Below are 18,475 nucleotides of genomic sequence, written 5' to 3' on the forward strand. Positions count from 1 at the left end.
TTTATAGGGTTAGGTTAAGTTTTAGTCCAAATACCAAAGGTTCTTCTATAAATTTAAGCCTCTGGGGAGAGTAGATAAAGCTGACTCTTTTATCTAGCGATACGCCAAACTGGGCAAGCTGTGGGTCAGTTTCATGCGCCTGCAGCCCATCATCATAAGTATAGCGGCGCCCGTTGTTGTTGCTCCACAAGTTGAGTACATAAGCTGAAATAACAATGTTGTCACTAATTTTTAAAGAAGCCGATATATCTAGCCTTGCATCCATGTTATAAGGGTCTTGTTGCAAAAAGACCTGTTTAAGTGCCCTGATTTCTTCCAGTTCTTTGGGTGACTCCGCCACAGTTTCGAGCTCATCAAATGCTGGGTACACCCTTTCATTCAAGTCTTTTTGAGCGTAGGCATAATCCCACATGGTTCTAAAATTAGCCTGTATAGTGGCGCGGTTGTTAAAGAACTTATACCTTACCCATAGCTTGGCTATTTGGTTGGGGTTATTATGAAAAAAAGTGGTTTGTACATGCAGTGAATCTGCATAGTTTCCTGGAAAGTAAGTAGGTTCTTCGATAGGTATTACTCTGGAATAGTTGGCACCTATGCTCAGACTTTTAGAAGTATAATTTGCTTCCAACTCTATACCTCGATAGGTGGTTTTGCCTATTGGTCTAAAATATTGCAGGCTTTGTCTGGTATGCAGGTTTGAGAGTTCTACCTGGTTTTGGTAGGCTTGCACCGCAAAACGCCAATGATAAGTAGGAGTAAACTGATAGTTGAACGATATGCCATCAAACCGCTCAGGTGAAGCCAGGTTGTCATAACTATAGGTGGCGTACAGTTGCTCTTCGGTTGCCAGGCGATGGGCGATTTGGCGGCTCAATTGTAGCGAGTGTTGGTGGTTAACCGGAAAATTCAAGGCAAAGCGATGATTCCAGGCAGTTTTGCTATAAGCATGGTTAGTCAAGCGCGATGTAGCAGTAAAGTTAACCCACCGGGCAGGCGAAAGGCTTAATTCAGAAAATGCATCAGTTTGGTAACTGTACCAGCCATTGCCTATAAAGCCTTCAGAAAAAGTGGAAGGGGTAAAGCCGCCTTGCTGTGCAGAAAACCCTAGGACTTTAGACTTATTTGAGTTTACAAAAGCCCCTTCTTCGCCTACTCTGAGTTCATTGGCAAAATCTCCCCAACCTATGCCAATAGTATGGTGAGTATATTCAGTACCCAAGGTGATTTGTCCAATCGGGAAAATATAGGTACCGCTTAGCCTTAAGTTAAGTGTGGTTTCACTAAAATTATGTTTTTTGTAGATAGGGTCATCAACATCGCTCAACCGTTTTCGAGTGTTTTCAGGTACCGAGGTGTTGAATGTAAACATTGTATCCCGACGATTTTCATAATCCTGGGTGTTCCAGCTTACCTGCGAGTTGATGATGTAACCTTTGTTCGACGATGAGTCTATATAGTTCCACTGCCGCCCCAATGATACCGTAAATTGTCGGGTTTGGAAAGCCTTCAGGTTCACCAATTCATCGGCGTACTCGCGTGAGTAAGCATACACCGGGAAACCATTGGCATCCGTAGTGACTGAGTCTATCACCATCCCGGTTTGTTGCAATGTTTGGGTAGCTGTGCCCCCTACTGTGCCTCCAGCAGAAGTGTATCTGAGTCTTAGGTTCCATTTTTTTCTAAACCTCAAGTGAGCTGCCAATTTCAATTGTGGGGTATTATTATAATCATTATAAAAAGCCAAAGGAGTTTTGTCAAATGGAGCCACGCTAAAGTCTTGTCCAAGATAACCAAACTCAGGTTTTTGACCGTTCAGGTTATTAGAAAAAGCCTTGGGAGAATAACCAGCAGTTTTGCGCCAGCTACCAAAAAAACTAAAGTCTAAATCATCGTTAGATACTCTGTGGCTAAAATTACCCCCCATGCTATTGTAGCTACTCATAAATGCACCATTGATATTTGTTTGTTTTTTGTCGCTATTGGCTGCTTTGGTGCTAATAAGAATTACCCCTGCTACAGCACCAGTACCATAACGTGCTGCCGCTGCCCCTCGAATAACCTCTATTTGGGCTATATCGTCCAGGTCCCAGTTTTCTAGTTCATTAATGGCACCACTGTGGGTATGCTGGTTTACATTTACCCCATCTACCAATACCTGGTAGCGTAAATTACGTGATGCTATCCAGCCTTGCATGCCTATTACCTTGCCGCTTTCGGCGTTGAGCCAGTAAGCGCCAGGAACATATACCTCCAGCAAGTCTAACAAATTGCGGGCAGGGGCAAGGGCTATGTCTTCAGCTGTAATGATAGTGGCTCCTAAGGAAATACGGTTTTTTTGAAAACCAAATGTGTGGCGGTTGTGACGGTTTCGGCTCCATTTTTTCCACATGTTGCTGTTAGGCAATACATATTTTGGTGGAGTGTAGGTAGTACTTTTACTATTTAAAAAATCCTCTTCATTGCAATCCTTTAATTCAGTGATAGTTTGTGCAAAACCGATGGCTGTTATAAAAATCAACCCTACAATGCCTAATACTTTCTTCATTATGTATGCGATTATTTATGGATAGTTTTAAAGTGGTAATGTCATGAAATTTCCTTTTCATGAATACCTAAATTTTGCCCGATGTTGGACATTTTACAGAAGGTATTTTTGTTTTTGCCTGTTTTTGATGATTTCCAATGGTGTTTTTGAGAGTGTAAAATGAGTGCTCAAGTGTTGCTTTGGGGTGATCATGTTTTTGAGCATAATATTTTTTATGACCTGATACTAAAGTGTTGAAGTGGCAAATTAAGGCATAAACAGTGATAAATGCTTGGACATATATTGAAAATAGTGAGCTATATCAATAGCTTATGCCTGGTGATAAAGGTATGTGTGTTTTTAACCGAAAAGCTTTATTGCATTATCAAAAGATTTGGTGTTGAAATAGTAGTTTTCGGTTGGTAAGATTATGCAAGTTTCTTCAGTATGAAGACACTATTTGCAAGCATATTTGCTTCTTTTTTGTTTTTGAAAGGCGAATAAATAAAGGTGCTAATTTTATGATCATTGGCAAGTTTTCGAGAGGTGTTTTTTGTAATAAATTTAAAAAATATTTTAAACCTTTTTTGTTAGTTAATTAATTGTAAGTCAGTGGTTTAATGTTTGTGTTTTTAACAAAAAAAACGATTCAAATACCTGCCAATATTACCTTAGCTTTGTCTCTGTTGTCTTCGTATATTTGTATATACACAATGAGTTAATCATTCATCAATTACTTCATTTTACTAATTTAAAAATAACCGTATGAATAACACGATTCAGTCAAAAGAAGAGGTAATGCGTTCTTTTGAAAATTTACTGGCAGAGCGTAAAGCATTGATGGCAAAAATTGTCACAAAGGAAGAAGCAGCCAAAAAAGAGGAAAACAAAGAGTTGGTAGCTGTAGCATCCAATTATACCCCAAATGCCATTGTTACCGGGCTGGCCGAACTCCAGTTGTCATTGGGTACTTCGGTTGAGAGTTTGGCATTACAACTCCAGCATGAGCTGACCAAACTAGAAGAACTGAAAGCTGCCATCAAGGTTGAGAAAGAAACCCTTAAAAATGTAAAAGATACCAAGGTAGCCGCTGATGCTTTGCACATTTTAAAGCAAGAGCAAGAGGCACAAAGTAAAGCTTTTGAGGAAAACTCTGCTTTGCAATACAAAAAACTGGAAGAGGACATTACAGAGCAAAACTACCTTTGGGAAAAAGAGCAAAGAACGTTTGAGTTGTCGGTAAAGGAGTATGCCGAAAGCTTGGAAAAAGCGCGACAAAAGGAATTGGCAGATTATGAATATGAACTGGAGCGAACCTATAAAATTGAAGCAGATGAGTTTGCCGATACCAAAAAATACCTTGAGAGAGACTTGACTGCACGACAAAAAGAAAAAGATAAAGACTGGGCAAGTCGCCGCAAGGTATTGAAAGAAAACGAAGGTAAACTTCAGAAGTATAAACAAAGGGTGGATAATTTTGAAACCGAATTGAAAGAAGAAGTAAATAAAGCGCGTGAAACTGCCATTAAAGAAGCTTCTCGCAAAGCAAAAGTTGCTGCAGCATTGAAAGCAAAAGAAGCCGAAGGAAGCAAAAAAGTATATGAAATGCAGGTTCAATCTTTGGAAAATACGATTGAGAAAAATAAGGAACAAATTGAAAAACTTGCGGCTGAATTGAAAGAAGCCTTAACTCAGGTACAAAGTTTATCTTTGACTGCATTGGAAAATACCGTGAAAAATGGCAAAAATAAATCAAATGCTTAATAGTCAGTGATTTGTAAAATTAAATTTGACCAATTAATAAACTTTCTAAAAAATAAATAACACATGGCAACTATTAATTCTAAGAGCACTAAAGCACAAATATTACAAGCTTACAAAGACCTGCAAAAAGAAAAACAAGAGGTAGAAAAAAAATTGCGCAGTTCTGAACAGGAAGTAACCAAACTTAAAAAACAACCCCCTACAGCTACCCCATCAGCTAAGCCCATGGTGAAGGAAAAAACGGTGGTAAAGGTGGTGGGTGACTCTGTCAAAGTGGAAAGTATTGAAGGTATTATTCTAAACCTTGAAAACATCGAAAAAGGTTTAGGAAAAGCAATGAGTGAAGTATCTAATAAATTGACGGTAGAGGCGGAGATGTTGGCTGAGTTAACCGAAGATATCAATGAGGAAAAAGAAGATTTAGCGAAGTTGTACGACTTAAAAGTTGAAAACGGTATTTTGGATGAATTGGTGAATGATTATGAAGCATCGAAAGAAACTTTTGAGGATGAATCGGACAAGAGACGCAAAGAGTTTGAAGAAGATATTGCCGAAAAACGCAAATCTTGGGACAAAGAACAAGACTTGCACTACCAGAAAACAGCTGAAAGAGATGAGGAAAACCAAAAACGACAAGAAAGAGAGCGCGAAGAGCACGAATATAGCCTTGAGCTTGAGCGAAGCTTGAAAGATGACGAGTATGAGCAAAGAAAAAATGCCTTGCAGCTTGAACTCGACGAATTACGCGAAGCAAAAGAAACTGCCTGGGCTGCTGATGAAAAAATGCTTTCTGAACTCGAAAAAGAATTTAATGATTATAAAACTAAGTTTGAGGAAATTCCTGAAAAACTGGACAAGGCGATCAAAAGGGCAGAAGCTGAGGGCAAGGCAGTGATTGAACGCGACGCCAAAGAAAAAGCAGAACTACTAGAGAAAGAGGTGGAAAGCGAGAAACGAATATTTGAGCTTACCATTGAATCTTTAGATAATACTATTCAAAGTCAAAACTCACGCATCACAAGTCTATCCAAACAACTTGAAAATGCTTTACAACAAGCACAGGATTTGGCGGTTAAAGCAATTGAAGGCTCGTCAAACAGCGAATCTTTCAATGCCATTCGGGAAATTGCTCTCGAACAAGCCAAAACCCAGACTAAATCTAAGTAGTGTTATTTTTATTTAGTAAGTTCACGAAAAACTGTGCTGTCTCGATACGGCACAGTTTTTTTGTGTGCTCAAAACAATGTTCAACCTCTTTTGTGGATGCTTTGCGGTGAATTGAGTATTTAGATTATTTGTTTTTTGTAATATTATTGGCTAATAATAGGCAAAATATCAAACGATACTTTTAGTATCTTTCGGTGCTATACAAAAAAACAGATAAATGTTGTTATGAATCGTGAAAAAAATAAAGTAGTAAAACCGGTTAAAATATCAGAAAGGCTTGTATACTTTGTGATTATTATAGGCTTGGTTGGTTTTGCTGTGTACCAAACTACCAAATCGTCGACACTGAAGCAAGACAATGAGATTGCCTTGCAAAAAAACGAGGTTTTGAACCGTTATACCCTTTCGCTCGATCAAATTATTAAAGAAAAAGAAGGCAGGCTAGGGCAACTTCGCCAAGCCGATACCCAACAAAAGTTGCGAATTCAGGAGCAAATAGAGCAACTAAAGCAAAAGAAAAGAGAAGTACAACAACTGAAAAAAGCCCGTCAGGTAGATTTTCAAAAACTCATTAAAATCTCTGCCGAACTGGAGCAAATGCGTCAAAAAGATGAAGCACTGCTTGCTCGTTTGGCATCTCTTAAAGAGAATACAAAGCAAAAAAAACCGCTAGTAAATCGTCCAAATCTTCCAAATCGTCAAGAGCATAAGGACTTACAAGCTGAGTACGGAAAGTTAGAAGCAGCACTTGAGCAAGCACTGAAAGAAAACACTGAGCTTAGTGGGCAACTATTCGCCACTCATTTTGTAGTTACCCCCGGCGAAATCAAAAAAGGTCACTTTAGCCCTTCTACCCGTGCCCGTCGTACTACACACCTTAAAGTAGGGTTTACGCTTACTCGGTCGCTTAAGTCAGGCGAATCTATTGTACTCGATCTGTATAACAATGGAGAAGTTTTGCCAGTGATGCAGGTATACAGTAATGAACTGAAAGTATTGTCAGGCAACCGGGTAACCATGAATGTGGTACGAGTAGGAGGTAAACCTTTCAGGAAGGGCAACAATGTATTGAATATTTACCGAATGCATGAGGGAGTAAAAAGCAAGATAGGGAGTCATGTGGTGTACTTACGGTAGTATTGTTTATGTTTCTTTGTGTTTCAAAATAGCTGTACCATTGGGTACTCAAGAACGAAGGGTTTGATGAGGTGGTCTCGCCATTTAAACATTGCCAAGTTGTATGAAGGAAAAACGTTTTTAAAAACCTCTACCTTCCAGATTTCTGAAACCTGAAAGGTAGAGCTTAGAGGTGTCCATTTATTAAGTATTTTTCTCTAATTGATTCACCAATGCTCGCATATCTTTAGGATAAGGTGCTTCTACTATTTGGGTTTCGCCATTGAGCAACTTAAAGTGCAAAGCGTGGGCATGCAATGCGACCCTTGAGATCAAAGGTCGTTCTTCCTCATATTTTTTAAGGTTAAAGTGTCTTTTAATTTGAGAAAGAAAAATCGGCTTGCCTCCGTATTGCTCATCTTGTACTATAGGTGACCCCAACACCGCCAGGTGAATCCTGATTTGGTGCATACGCCCTGTTACTGGGCGTGCTTCTATCAAAGTGTGAGCTTTGTATATTTTCAGGGTTTTAAAATAAGTTTGTGCAGGCTTGCCTTTGAGGTCTATCTTGACTGTACCAGTGCGGTTGGGCAAAATAGCCCTGTCTACCAAAGTATCTTTATACTCTTGAATCCCACCAATTACAGCATGGTACACCTTGTTTACTTGCCTTTTTTCAAATTGAATGGCAAGGTGTCGGTAAGCCTCTGGGTTTTTGGCAATGGCTAATATACCTGATGTTTCTTTATCAAGGCGGTGGCAAACCTGTGCCGACTCCAGATAGTCTTTTGCCATCCCTATGATATTATCTTTCCCTTCAGGGGCACGATCGTCCAAGGTAGACATGTGTGGTGGTTTATTTATTATGAGGTAATCTTCATCTTCAAACACAATTAAATCTTTGAACTGGAGTTTTTTCATCTATTTCTATCAATAAAGTTATTTAAGGGGGAGTTGCAATAAATTTTTTGCGAGGTAAACATCAATACAACCCAAAAAATCAATTTACAATAATGCTAAAATTAACGAAAAAAGTGATAGAAGCCGAACTAAGGAATGCTTCCAAAATAAATTTACACTCTTAACCTCATCTTTTGTTGCTATACTTTGTTAAAAAATAGCCGAATAGCGCTGCTATTAGCCGACCATCCCTCAAGCTCGCTCAATATCCACTGGATATTGCCGTACCGCGTCTAGCTTCAAAATATTTTGTAAACTATAGAAATTTATTTTTACACCATTCCTAATGCGTTATCAAGACTAAACTTTAGGGGCGATACCATAGATTTAGCGCTTGATTCCCATCCAAAGAATATCATCGTGTTGTTTGGTTTGACTCCTGTGTGTTTCTAAAGCCACCTCCAATGTTCCTTGTTGTTTTATTAAACTTAGGTGTGCATGTTCTTCTAGTATATCTTTTGCCCTGGGTTGTGTCCTCATAGCCCGATCGATAGAATTACGCAAGCTCCACTGACAGTGTATTGAGATTTCTCATTTTTTATAAGTAAGTCCTACTTGTTTTTAATCTTCTATAGAGGTAGGTTCTAATGCTCTAGGGGGTATTACCTTAGTAATTTCTTCGTTGTCAACCGGAGTAGTCTGTAGTTGAAAAGTAAATGCAGTACCTTTTTTTACCTTACTGTTTACCTTTATCTCAGTATCATGAGCGCTTAAAATATGTTTGACAATGGCCAGCCCCAACCCTGAGCCTCCTTTGTCTTTAGAGCGGCTTTTCTCCACCCGGTAAAAACGCTCAAAGATGCGGTCAAGGTGTTCTACCGAGATACCCGGACCATCATCTTTTACCATTATATCTAATAAGTTTTTTTCACTGTTTGAAAAGCCTACCTCTACATTGCCGTTTTTAGAGCCATATTTGATTGCATTTTCCAGCAAGTTAATCATTACCTGGCGTATACGCTTGGCATCGGCATATACCATTACTTCTTGGTAGGGTTGGTCAAAACGTAAAGTGATTTTTCGTTGGGCGGCTTGCTCTTCCAGTTGCTCAAATACATCGCGGGTAAGCTGACTTATGTCAAAAATGTCGTAGTCCATTGTAATAAAACCTGCCTCCATTTTCGAGAGCGTCAACAAGTCCTGAATCATCGTATTCAAACCGTCCAGACTCTTTACTGCTTTAAGCAAAAACTTGTCACGCACATTTTCGTCGTCTATGGCACCATCAAGCAAAGTATGCAAAAAGCCTTGGGCAGCAAAGATAGGGGTTTTTAGTTCGTGCGATACATCAGCAAGAAACTCCCGGCGAAAAACTTCCATTTGCTTAAGGTGATCAATTTCTTTCTGTTTATTGGCACCATAAGTGTAAATCTCCTGGTTGAGTTTTTTTACAAAGCTCAGTAAGGGTTTACTTCGTTTTTTAGCTATTTTAAAATCCTTTTTTCTAAGCTTTTCTATCATTCGGTATGCCTCGTTGATTTCTCTGAATACCAAAAACTCAAGGGCAAAATAAAACAGTAAATAAGAGGAGAAAAAAGCCATTGTAAAGCATACCAACAGTGCTACTGTAGATACCCCCGACAATAATGAGGTAAAAGCAGTAGTAACTATGGCTATAGATACAGACAGCAGTAAAGAAACAATACGCGAAGACATAAATTTAGATGTTTATAGTATAGCAATGATAGCATTGGAGTAAGGAGGACAAAAGATTAATCCGTCACTAGTTTATAACCCACCCCTTTCACAGTTTTGATATAGCCACCACCTATTTTTTCGCGTACCTTTCTAATGTGTACGTCTACTGTTCTTGCCAATACATATACATCAGTTCCCCAAATGTTTTGTAGCAATTCGTCGCGGCTAAATACCTTGTTAGGGTTTTGTGCTAAAAAGAACAACATTTCAAACTCTTTTTTAGGTAACGTAATGGGCGTTTTATCATTATACACAATGTAACTTTCGCGATCTATAGTAAGGTTGCCCACTTGTATTTTATCTTTTTTCTCGTTTTTCTGGTGCTTCTTTTGTTCACGACGAAACAACGCAGCAATGCGACTCAACAAAGCCCTTGGGCGAATAGGTTTAGTTATGTAATCATCAGCACCCACATCAAACGCGGCAAGTTCTGAGTATTCTTCTACTCTTGCGGTAAGATAAATAATATAAGTATCTGCAATCTCAGGAATTTCTCTCAATTGTCTACCAGCCTCTACCCCGTCCATCTTAGGCATCATGATGTCCATCAAAATCAAATGAGGCAGAAACGTTTTAGCTACCTTAATTGCTTCTTTTCCATTGTTAGCAGTTTTTACTTCGTATCCGGCTTTTTCGAGGTTGTATTGCAACAACTCTACTATATCCGGCTCATCATCAACCACCAATACTTTATATACAGGGGTATCTTCCATTGTAGTATTCCGATTTAAGTTTAATTATGCACTTTTCGTCAACAGTTCTGTAGAACTGTAATGTTTATCAATGTTTTAAATAATAATAGTCCTTTTACCCTATGCTTCAACTTACACCAAGTTTACCTGAGGGCAAAGTGTTGAGTGTAATAGATATTTTGTAAAACAAGTTTGAAGAGACATTAAAAGGTTGTACCTCAGTAAGGGAAAGGTGTGGGAGTTAAAAAAAATACAGTATATAGCAATGAGTGCTCTTGTATTTTTCACGACTTAATAGGTTAATTTTTTGTTAATCGTTTAACACAAAGTTACAACAAATATTGAGATTATTATGCTAAATATCCGGTCTTATCCTTACATAGCGTTGTTTTTACTAAATAAAATCAGTCTTGAAAGACAAGCCATTTCCTGTTTCTTTATAAAACAAAATATAATAGAAAAATAATGCTTTTTTTGTAACCCAAACCACTGATAGAATACATAATTCATTTACTTAACTATTCCAGTGTGGTTCTGTCTTCTAAAAACAGCGCACAACTTAGGCAGTTTTTGGTATTGCTTTGCTGCAAAACTTACACTTGTCGCTGAATGATTTTGTAAATGTTTGTTTTGGAAGTTACGTAATGGGAGCGTAACAAAGATAAACAGGAAAGGTTGGAAGGTATTTATAGGCTGGTGATAAGTAATTATAAATAAAAAAAGGCGCCTAAGCGCCTTTTTTACGGTTAATTCAAATACTTTTTATTTGCGTGCCATTGCTTTGCCATCTTTTTTGTTTTTTGCTTTGAAGGCAGCCAAACCTGCATCCAAAAACTTGACAAACTTATCTACATCAGGGTCATAGCCTGGAGTATTTTTTACCAGCAGTGTTTCGGTAGCAGGGTCAAGCAGGCAATAATAAGGCTGAGCATTTCCGTTAAACTTACTTACCTGGAAATCAAAGTTTTGAGCACCAATGGTTTTCTTCACCTTATTGTCATAGGTAGAGGTATACCACTCCGACTCAGGCAAAGTAGTTTTATCATCTACATACAAGGCTACTACTACATAATCTTCTTCCAAACGCTTTAGCACTGGCGCTGCTGCCCACACCGATTGCTCCATTTTTCGGCAGTTTACACAACCGTGTCCGGTAAAATCAATAAAAATAGGCTTGTTTACTTTTTTGGCGTAAGCCAATGCCTCTTTATAGTCAAAGAAACCCTTAAGGTCGTGGGGGAGGTGTAACTTATCGCTGTGTTTTACTTTTGAGAAATCTACCTTATCATTTTTTGTTCTAGAGTTCTTTGCTAGTTGTACGTTGCCATTCTGAATAGCCTCTACCAATTTCTCTAGCTTACGTTCGTTTTGTTCTAGTTTGCGGTTTACCCGGTGCAGGTCAAATTTTTGGGTATTTTGTGGAGGCAAATAACCCGCCAAGCCGTCTAACGGGGCACCAAACATACCAGGAATCATATACACTACAAACGAGAAAGTAATCACTGCAAGCACTGCTTTGGGTACGCTTATTTTCTCTACCGGACTGTCGTGGGGCATTCTTAGTTTGCCTAACAGGTAAAAACCTATCATAGATGCAATTACAATCCAAGCGGCAAGGTATACATCACGATTGAGCAGCTCCAGGTGGTATACCTGATCTATTACGCTCAAAAACTTAAGGGCAAGACCAAGCTCCACAAAACCTAATACTACTTTTACATTGTTGAGCCAGCCACCCGATTTGGGCAAACTATTGAGCCACGAAGGAAAAAATGCAAATAGAGTAAATGGCAATGCCATAGCGATAGAAAAACCAAGCATGGCAACGATAGGTTTTACTACAGTACCTCCACGAGTTAGTTCGAGCATCGCAGAGCCAAAAATAGGTCCAGTACAAGAAAATGATACCAACACTAAAGTAAAAGCCATAAAAAATATTCCTGCATATCCACCTTTATCGGCTCTACGATCCATTTTATTCACCCACGAACTGGGCAATACAATCTCGAACATGCCCAAAAAAGAGAGGGCAAATATGAAGAATACGGCAAAAAATATAAGATTAGGCACCCAATGTGTGCTAAGCCAGTTAGCGAAAGAAATACCGAAAATGATCGTAAGCCCAGAACCAATAATAGTAAAAATACTTACAATAGATAACCCATAAATTAAAGCTTTTACTCTGCCTTCTTTTTTGGTTTTGCTTTGTTTGGTAAAAAAAGTAACTGTCATCGGAATCATAGGGAACACACAGGGAGTAACCAAAGCCACAAGTCCACCCCCAAAAGCAAAGAGAAATAAGGTAAGTAGAGATGTAAATGATGTATCGCTAGGCTTATCAGGTGATTTGCTGCCTTTTTTCTGTTGAGTGGTAGCTAACTTTTCGTTATTGACAGTATTACTGGTGAGGGTATCTTTATTCTTAACAGCCACCGTCTCGCTTGAATCTTTCTTCTCTTCATCACCTTTCTCTTCTTTGTCTCTGTCCTCCTTTTTTATCTCTTCATCCCTTTTGTTATTCGCTTCTTCCTTGTCGTTTTGCTTGTCAGTTTTGTCTGTTTTTTTAACTTTTTCTGCTTTTGCTACTTTGAGCAAAGCATTGTCAAAGCTAAAGTCTACATCGCCCGGAATACACTGCCCACTTACCTCAGAGCATACCTGAAAGTTAGCCGAGCCTTTGACATTGAGCTTGGGCTGCAATACTTTGACGGTTTGGCGAAAAGTGGCAGTGCCCACAAAATACTTCACAGTACCTTCAAAAATAGAATCATACTTTACTTTAGGTTTAATTGCCTTTACCCCACCCACCAGTTGATAAGAGGGATCTTTAGTAAACTCAAATGTAGTAACAGTAGGTCCTATCTCTGGCGAGAAATCAGAAGAGTACATATACCAGTTGGGGTCTATCAATACATTAAAAATAAGGTCTACCGTTTCACCGACTTTCACTTCTTTTTTCGACACTTTATAAGACCAACTGTCGTGTTTTTGGATTTGTGCCCACCCACCCAAAGTAGTAAGCAACACGAGTAGCAAAGGCAAGAGTATTTTTTTCATGAATTTTAATATCAGTATAAATATGTTTTTCTGTCAGGCAGAATATATGAGTTCAACCTGTACAGCGTTGTGGCAATACTGCTTATACAACAGGCAATCTATAGTCAAAAGTCGGTGTAAACCCCGTTTAACAAAAGTTTAACAGGCTTTTGGGCTTATTCTCTTTATGGTAAATTGAACTCAATTAAAAAAGCAATTTAACCAATTATGCCGCAGTAATCAATAAAGTATCTTTATTTGCCCACTACTGCCCATCAAAAAAGCCTGATGCTTACTCCTCAATCATTTACTATATCAAGTTTATCCATTATATTGACTTTTTACCATTATACAATTATGAAAATAACGCTATTCAAAAGTATCATCTTAGGGGCGCTGTGTTTGTGGATAGCCACTGCTCAAGCCCAGCCTTCTTCATTGGTAATCAATGAAGCCTACTATTATGTGTTTGCCCCCAATGGTCTTATCCTAAGGCAATCACCCAATACTTCGACTAAAAAAATTGCCAAATTACCCTATGGTACCAAAGTAAAATACCTTGCTGGAGTGCCCTCTAAGCAAATAATAGTAGACAACCTCAAAGGAGGCATGGCAAAGGTAAGTTACCAAGGCAAAACAGGCTATGTGTTTGAAGGCTACCTGAGCAAGTTTGCCGCGCCAGTCAAAAATGCCGAAGTAAGTAAATATGCCGACTTGCTACGCAAAAATGGGGTAGAAGTAATGAATGAAAAGATAAAGCGTGATTGGGGCGGTTACCAACAAATAGAAGAAGCCATTATATTGAACACCCAGAAGTGGTCAGAAGCGTTTTTGGTGGCAAAACAACTATTTGGTATTCCAGCAAATATGCATTTTCCCATACCTACAGGTCAAACCACCTTTATTGTGAAAAACCCGAAGAAGAAAAAGCACGTGTGGACTGACCAGATAGAAGTGAAAAATAACCGTAGAGGCTACCTTCAGTCTATTGTTTACAGCTCGCGGCAGGAGGGAGGCGGTATGCATGTCTCTATTAAAAAATCAACCAACCACAACGCCAAAGGCTTTCGCCTGAGCGTAGTGTATATTGTCGATTGATCAATACTAAGACGGCATTCAGATAGCTGATAAGCAAGTGTAATAAACATTACTTAGCCTGAATAGCTTATGTTTATTATATTTGCAAATACGCAAGTAAGCCCTTTAAAAAATCAACGACCAACGCGTAAAAAACAGACGAATATAGCCTATGACCTTCATAAAAAAATACTGGAAACATATCATTGCTTTTAGCTTACCCATACAAGTACTATTGGTACAGTGGACTGCTGCCCATCCTCAAGCCCTTGAGCGTTGGTATACCTATGGTTTTTATCGTTTTCTGAGCAAAACTCTCCGTCTTATGTTTGGTTTTATGCCCTTTGCCTTTGGGCAAATCGTGTTTTACCTGTTGGTATTTGGAGCAACCTATTGGTTTTTTAAACAAGTATACAAGCGTATTAAAAAACGCCTCACCTGGAAACAATTCTTTAGCAAAGTGGCATTGCATGGGTTATTTGGGGTATCGTTGTTTTATGCCCTCTTTATGCTCTTTTGGGGGCTCAACTATCACCGCCCCAACCTGTTGCAAACGGTAAAGTTGGAGTTGAAAAAAATACAGCCCCAAGAGTTAGAGCAAATGTGTGATCGTCTGGTGACCCTCACCAACGCCAGCCGGAATGAAATCACCAAAGACACCACCCAAGCACTGAAGATAAAAATGACCCACACCGAAATGTTGCAAGGGGCAGTAAAAGGATATGAGAACCTTGCCAAAAAATTTCCTCAATATACCTACGAATACGTCTCAGTAAAAAGCGTATTTGTACCCAAACTCATGTCATGGGTAGGCAACGGAGGTATTTATTTCCCCTTTACGGGAGAAGCCAACGTAAATATGGATATGGTCGATTTTGTACTGCCTGCCACCATTTGCCACGAAATGGCACACCAAATAGGCATTGCCTCCGAAACCGAAGCCAACTATATAGCCTACCTCACCAGCCAGCATCATCCTTCACCCGTGTTTAGGTATTCGGGCAATGTGTTGGCGTTGCGCTATGCCATGAGTGCCTTGCGTTATACCGACTCTACCGCTTTTAAGCGCTTACGCAAAAAGTTTAATCCCGGTTTTGTACACGACTTACGCGCCGATCGTGCCTACTGGCAAAAGTTTAGAAGCCCCCTTGAGCCTATTTCAAGGGTGTTTTATGACCTTTTTCTTAAAGCCAACTCCCAGCGTCATGGGGTAAAAAGCTATAGTTTGATGACCCATTTGATCATGGCTGAATTTAGAAAGAATGGCTTAAAGTATGAGGTAAAGAAGCGAGCCAATGAGTGAAAACTTAGCGTTTACACTGGGCGAAGATCCACACAATATTGGCTACTGCCAATGCCCAAACAAAATAAGAAACGCTTCCTTTTGATGGTTGGTGGCTTGTTTTGTTGTAAACTTGTAGAATACTCATTCCTTTGGAGTAACACTAAATAGAGCATAATCAAGATGAGCTTAAATATAAGACAAGCCACCACACTTGATGTGTACTCAATTACCGAGTTATTTCGTAATACTGTTACGTCTATCAACCGACAAGACTATACAAAAGAAGAAATCCAGGTATGGGCGGAGTCTGCCCACAATATTGCTCGATGGGAGCAAAAAATAGCTACACAGTATTTTCTGGTAGCCGAAATAAATGCCCAAATAGTAGGTTTTGCTTCCATCAACCAAGCAGGCAACTACCTTGATTTTTTGTATGTGCACCATCATTTCCAGCGACAAGGCATTGCACAGAAACTTTACAACACTCTAGAAAACTACGCTATTGGGCAACAGGCAAACGAAGTAACCTCAAACGTAAGTATTACGGCACGCCCCTTTTTTGAAAAAAATGGTTTTGAAGTGCTCCAACCGCAACAAAATCTACGTCAACAGGTGGTATTAGTTAATTTTAAAATGCGTAAAACATTAAAACCTAATCTCACAACCAGGTAGTAAAGCCTGGGCTTGACTTTTGGCTTTTTCATCTTTCTTTATGGGGTTACCTTCCAGGTTCAAGGTTTTTAATTGCTTAAGTACTGCTATGCTTTCGGGCAATTGGCTCAATTTATTGTTGCGCAGGTTAAGGCGTTTTAGTTTGGTTAATTTGCCAATGTTATCAGGCAGTTTTTCAATTTTATTAGACGATAAGTCGAGGTTGTCTAGTTCGGGTAAAGCCAATAGTTGCAAAGGAAACTCTTGAAACTTGTTCTTTTTGAGCGATAACACATACAGCTTTTGTAATTGTGTAAATTCGCCTGGCAAAGTAGATAAACTGTTGTTGTGCAGGTACAAAATTTTAAGGTGGGTATATTTACCAATGCTGTCGCTCAATAAGTCAAGCTTGAGCCCGGTAAGCCTAAGTACCGATCCTTTTACCTCTTGTTGACATACCTCTACAAACGACTTGGGGTAACGCAAACAAAACCGTTTGCCCCGATTGGTAATTTGAAAAAAACGAATGCCCAATTCGTTGGCGTCAATATCAGGGTGTGCACAAATGTTTTCCAGGTAAGTGCTGATGGCGTCTTCGCTGGGATCATTGTAGTAGTTTTTGGCGTTGGTTTTCAGGTGGATAAACAAGTTAGAACTTAGGTGTTTTTCCAGTACCTTTTCAGTTTGGTTTTTAATTTTTAGGTTTCGGTTCCATAAATACAGCAACAATAAATCATAAAAAAATGAAGGGTGTATTCCACCTCCCATGGCCATTTCGAGCCCTAGTTCCTGGTTGTTTTCTTCGTGACTTTGCAGCAAATCCGCCAGATTTTTAGCCATTTGCAAAGTAGCCGCATCATTTTTGGCAAGATAATGATCTTCAATTGTATGCAAAAAGTCTTTCAAACGCCCCTGTGCCACTATCGGGATACCCATCTCCAAGGCTTTATTAAGTTTTTTCTTGGGATTTTCGCCCACTACCAGGTGTGTTGTGCTTTTTTTGAGGCGCTCATCTATTACAATATTAGTGTTTTGCAGTTGTTCTTCCAGCTCTTTAGTGTCAAACCCATTAAACTTACCTGCCAAGTGGATATGCATTTGTTGAGGGTTAGGGTTGATAAAAGGGTTGGGGGCTTTTTCAAGCAAGTAAGACAAAGTATTGAGGCGAATTACTTGATTTGGAGAGTTTAAGCCCTCTAAAAGCTCTTCATAGGATGCCAGTTTTTCTGCTTCGTCAGTCACCCCCATAAAGATTTGAAAATACAATTTACGCTGTTTTTCTGTATAGTTCCTGTGTTGAAATTGTTTAAGCAAAGCCCCAATTGTTTTTTGTTTTTGCCCAAGGTTGTTATAAAAAGGGTTAGATCCCAAGTGTAACTTGCTTACATTGAGCAAGGCAAATTCACTAGGTAAACCCTGAATGTTGTTGTTGGTAAGTATGAGACTCTGGAGTTTACTCAGTTGTCCAATGCTGACAGGTACCTGTTCTATTTGGTTGTTTTCCAGGTTCAGGGTTTCCAGTTGTTCCAGTTTATGAATGTTGGCAGGAAAAGCCTTAAGTTTACAGTTGTGTAGCAAAAGTTCCCGAAGATGTACCAGGTTTTGCGCATTGTGAGGCAGGCGGCTAATAGGGTTGTACGACAAGTTAAGCGACTGCAAAGAGGTAATGTCAAATATAAACTCTGGTACTTTTGCCGAGCGGGTGTGCATCAGGCTCAACGTGTGCAGTTTTGACAAACTCTGGAGGTTTTCAGGTAGGTTTTTAAAAGGATGGTGGTGCAAGTGCAATACCTCAAGGTTTTTTAACTGGGCAATTTCTTCCAGTGGTAAATCTTTCTGGTAGCGTAGTATAAGCTCTGTTACCTGTAAGGGGTTTTTAAGGGCTTGTTCCAGGTTATAAAACTGTTGTTTTGTCATAGTTGTTTGCGTGCCAACTCCATTCAAAAGTAAGAGGTGAAACAGTTAGAGTTTTTTGATAAAATATCAACAAATACCGTGACAAACAATTACTGTTTATTTTTGGTATCAATCATAATCGTTACTGGTCCGTCGTTTAACAACCTTACCTTCATATCAGCCCCAAACTCTCCGGTGGATATAGGTTTGCCTAGTTGCTTTTCCATTATTTTTATAAAGCGTTTGTATATAGGTATGGCCACATCGGGCTTGGCTGCCTTTATATAAGAGGGGCGGTTGCCTTTTTTGGTACTGGCGTGTAAGGTAAACTGGCTAATGAGTAAAATATCTCCAACTACATCATTCAAAGATAAATTCATTTTTCCTTCTTCGTCGCCAAAAATCCTTAAATTGATGATCTTTTTTACAAGCCATTCAATATCCTCATCATTGTCTTCACTTGCAATGCCCAACAAAACCAATAGTCCTTGGTTTATCGCTCCTTTTACTTGTTGGTCTATAGTGACTGAGGCCTCTGATACCCGTTGAATGACTGCTATCATGTGTTTATTTTAGTTTTGCTTCAAAATCAAATTTATATATACTCAC

The 18,475-nt window shown here is 39.1% G+C and carries 14 protein-coding genes; 6 read left to right on the forward strand and 8 right to left on the reverse strand.

Annotated features, from left to right (window positions below):
- Position 1: 1 nt before the first annotated feature.
- The gene (locus Q0954_RS00435; protein ID WP_299452225.1) at positions 2-2,545 is read right to left on the reverse strand and encodes a TonB-dependent siderophore receptor; all 2,544 of its coding nucleotides are present in this window, start codon (positions 2,543-2,545) and stop codon (positions 2-4) included.
- A 744-nt stretch (positions 2,546-3,289) separates the two neighbouring features.
- Here Q0954_RS00435 and Q0954_RS00440 point away from each other — a divergent pair.
- From Q0954_RS00440 to Q0954_RS00450, 3 genes are all read left to right on the forward strand, one after another.
- Positions 3,290-4,288, forward strand: a complete 999-nt coding sequence (locus Q0954_RS00440) for a hypothetical protein (protein WP_299452227.1) — start codon at positions 3,290-3,292, stop codon at positions 4,286-4,288.
- Positions 4,289-4,351: 63 nt separating this feature from the next.
- Positions 4,352-5,455, forward strand: a complete 1,104-nt coding sequence (locus tag Q0954_RS00445; RefSeq protein ID WP_299452229.1) for a hypothetical protein — start codon at positions 4,352-4,354, stop codon at positions 5,453-5,455.
- Between the two features lie 225 nt (positions 5,456-5,680).
- A complete protein-coding gene (locus Q0954_RS00450; RefSeq protein WP_299452231.1) occupies positions 5,681-6,592 on the forward strand; it encodes a hypothetical protein in 912 nt (303 codons plus the stop codon).
- Positions 6,593-6,775: 183 nt separating this feature from the next.
- Here Q0954_RS00450 and Q0954_RS00455 read toward each other — a convergent pair whose 3' ends face one another.
- From Q0954_RS00455 to Q0954_RS00475, 5 genes are all read right to left on the reverse strand, one after another.
- Entirely contained in the window at positions 6,776-7,492 is a 717-nt protein-coding gene (locus Q0954_RS00455; RefSeq protein ID WP_299452233.1) for an RluA family pseudouridine synthase, read from the reverse strand.
- A gap of 366 nt (positions 7,493-7,858) precedes the next feature.
- The gene (locus Q0954_RS00460) at positions 7,859-8,011 is read right to left on the reverse strand and encodes a hypothetical protein (RefSeq protein ID WP_299452235.1); all 153 of its coding nucleotides are present in this window, start codon (positions 8,009-8,011) and stop codon (positions 7,859-7,861) included.
- Between the two features lie 81 nt (positions 8,012-8,092).
- Entirely contained in the window at positions 8,093-9,187 is a 1,095-nt protein-coding gene (locus Q0954_RS00465) for an ATP-binding protein (RefSeq protein WP_299452238.1), read from the reverse strand.
- 56 nt (positions 9,188-9,243) lie between these two features.
- A complete protein-coding gene (locus Q0954_RS00470) occupies positions 9,244-9,942 on the reverse strand; it encodes a response regulator transcription factor (protein WP_299452240.1) in 699 nt (232 codons plus the stop codon).
- Between the two features lie 741 nt (positions 9,943-10,683).
- Positions 10,684-12,978, reverse strand: a complete 2,295-nt coding sequence (locus tag Q0954_RS00475) for a protein-disulfide reductase DsbD (RefSeq protein WP_299452242.1) — start codon at positions 12,976-12,978, stop codon at positions 10,684-10,686.
- A 336-nt stretch (positions 12,979-13,314) separates the two neighbouring features.
- Between Q0954_RS00475 and Q0954_RS00480 the strand changes: the two genes are divergently transcribed.
- From Q0954_RS00480 to Q0954_RS00490, 3 genes are all read left to right on the forward strand, one after another.
- Entirely contained in the window at positions 13,315-14,055 is a 741-nt protein-coding gene (locus Q0954_RS00480) for an SH3 domain-containing protein (protein ID WP_299452244.1), read from the forward strand.
- A 151-nt stretch (positions 14,056-14,206) separates the two neighbouring features.
- Positions 14,207-15,337, forward strand: coding sequence for a DUF3810 domain-containing protein (locus Q0954_RS00485; RefSeq protein WP_299452247.1), 1,131 nt, complete (start codon positions 14,207-14,209; stop codon positions 15,335-15,337).
- A gap of 162 nt (positions 15,338-15,499) precedes the next feature.
- Positions 15,500-15,991 carry a GNAT family N-acetyltransferase gene (locus tag Q0954_RS00490; RefSeq protein WP_299452249.1) on the forward strand — a complete coding sequence of 164 codons (492 nt, stop codon included), beginning with the start codon at positions 15,500-15,502 and terminating at the stop codon, positions 15,989-15,991.
- On the opposite strand, the gene Q0954_RS00495 is transcribed toward Q0954_RS00490, so the two are convergent.
- Entirely contained in the window at positions 15,965-17,887 is a 1,923-nt protein-coding gene (locus Q0954_RS00495) for a leucine-rich repeat domain-containing protein (RefSeq protein ID WP_299452251.1), read from the reverse strand. The two genes, Q0954_RS00490 and Q0954_RS00495, sit on opposite strands and share 27 nt — an antisense overlap.
- Positions 17,888-17,976: 89 nt before the next feature.
- Positions 17,977-18,429, reverse strand: a complete 453-nt coding sequence (gene dtd / locus Q0954_RS00500; protein WP_299452253.1) for a D-aminoacyl-tRNA deacylase — start codon at positions 18,427-18,429, stop codon at positions 17,977-17,979.
- Between the last annotated feature and the right edge of the window lie 46 nt (positions 18,430-18,475).

Origin of the sequence: uncultured Microscilla sp., from assembly GCF_947493425.1 — a bacterium.
Classification (GTDB): Bacteria; Bacteroidota; Bacteroidia; order Cytophagales; family Microscillaceae; genus Microscilla.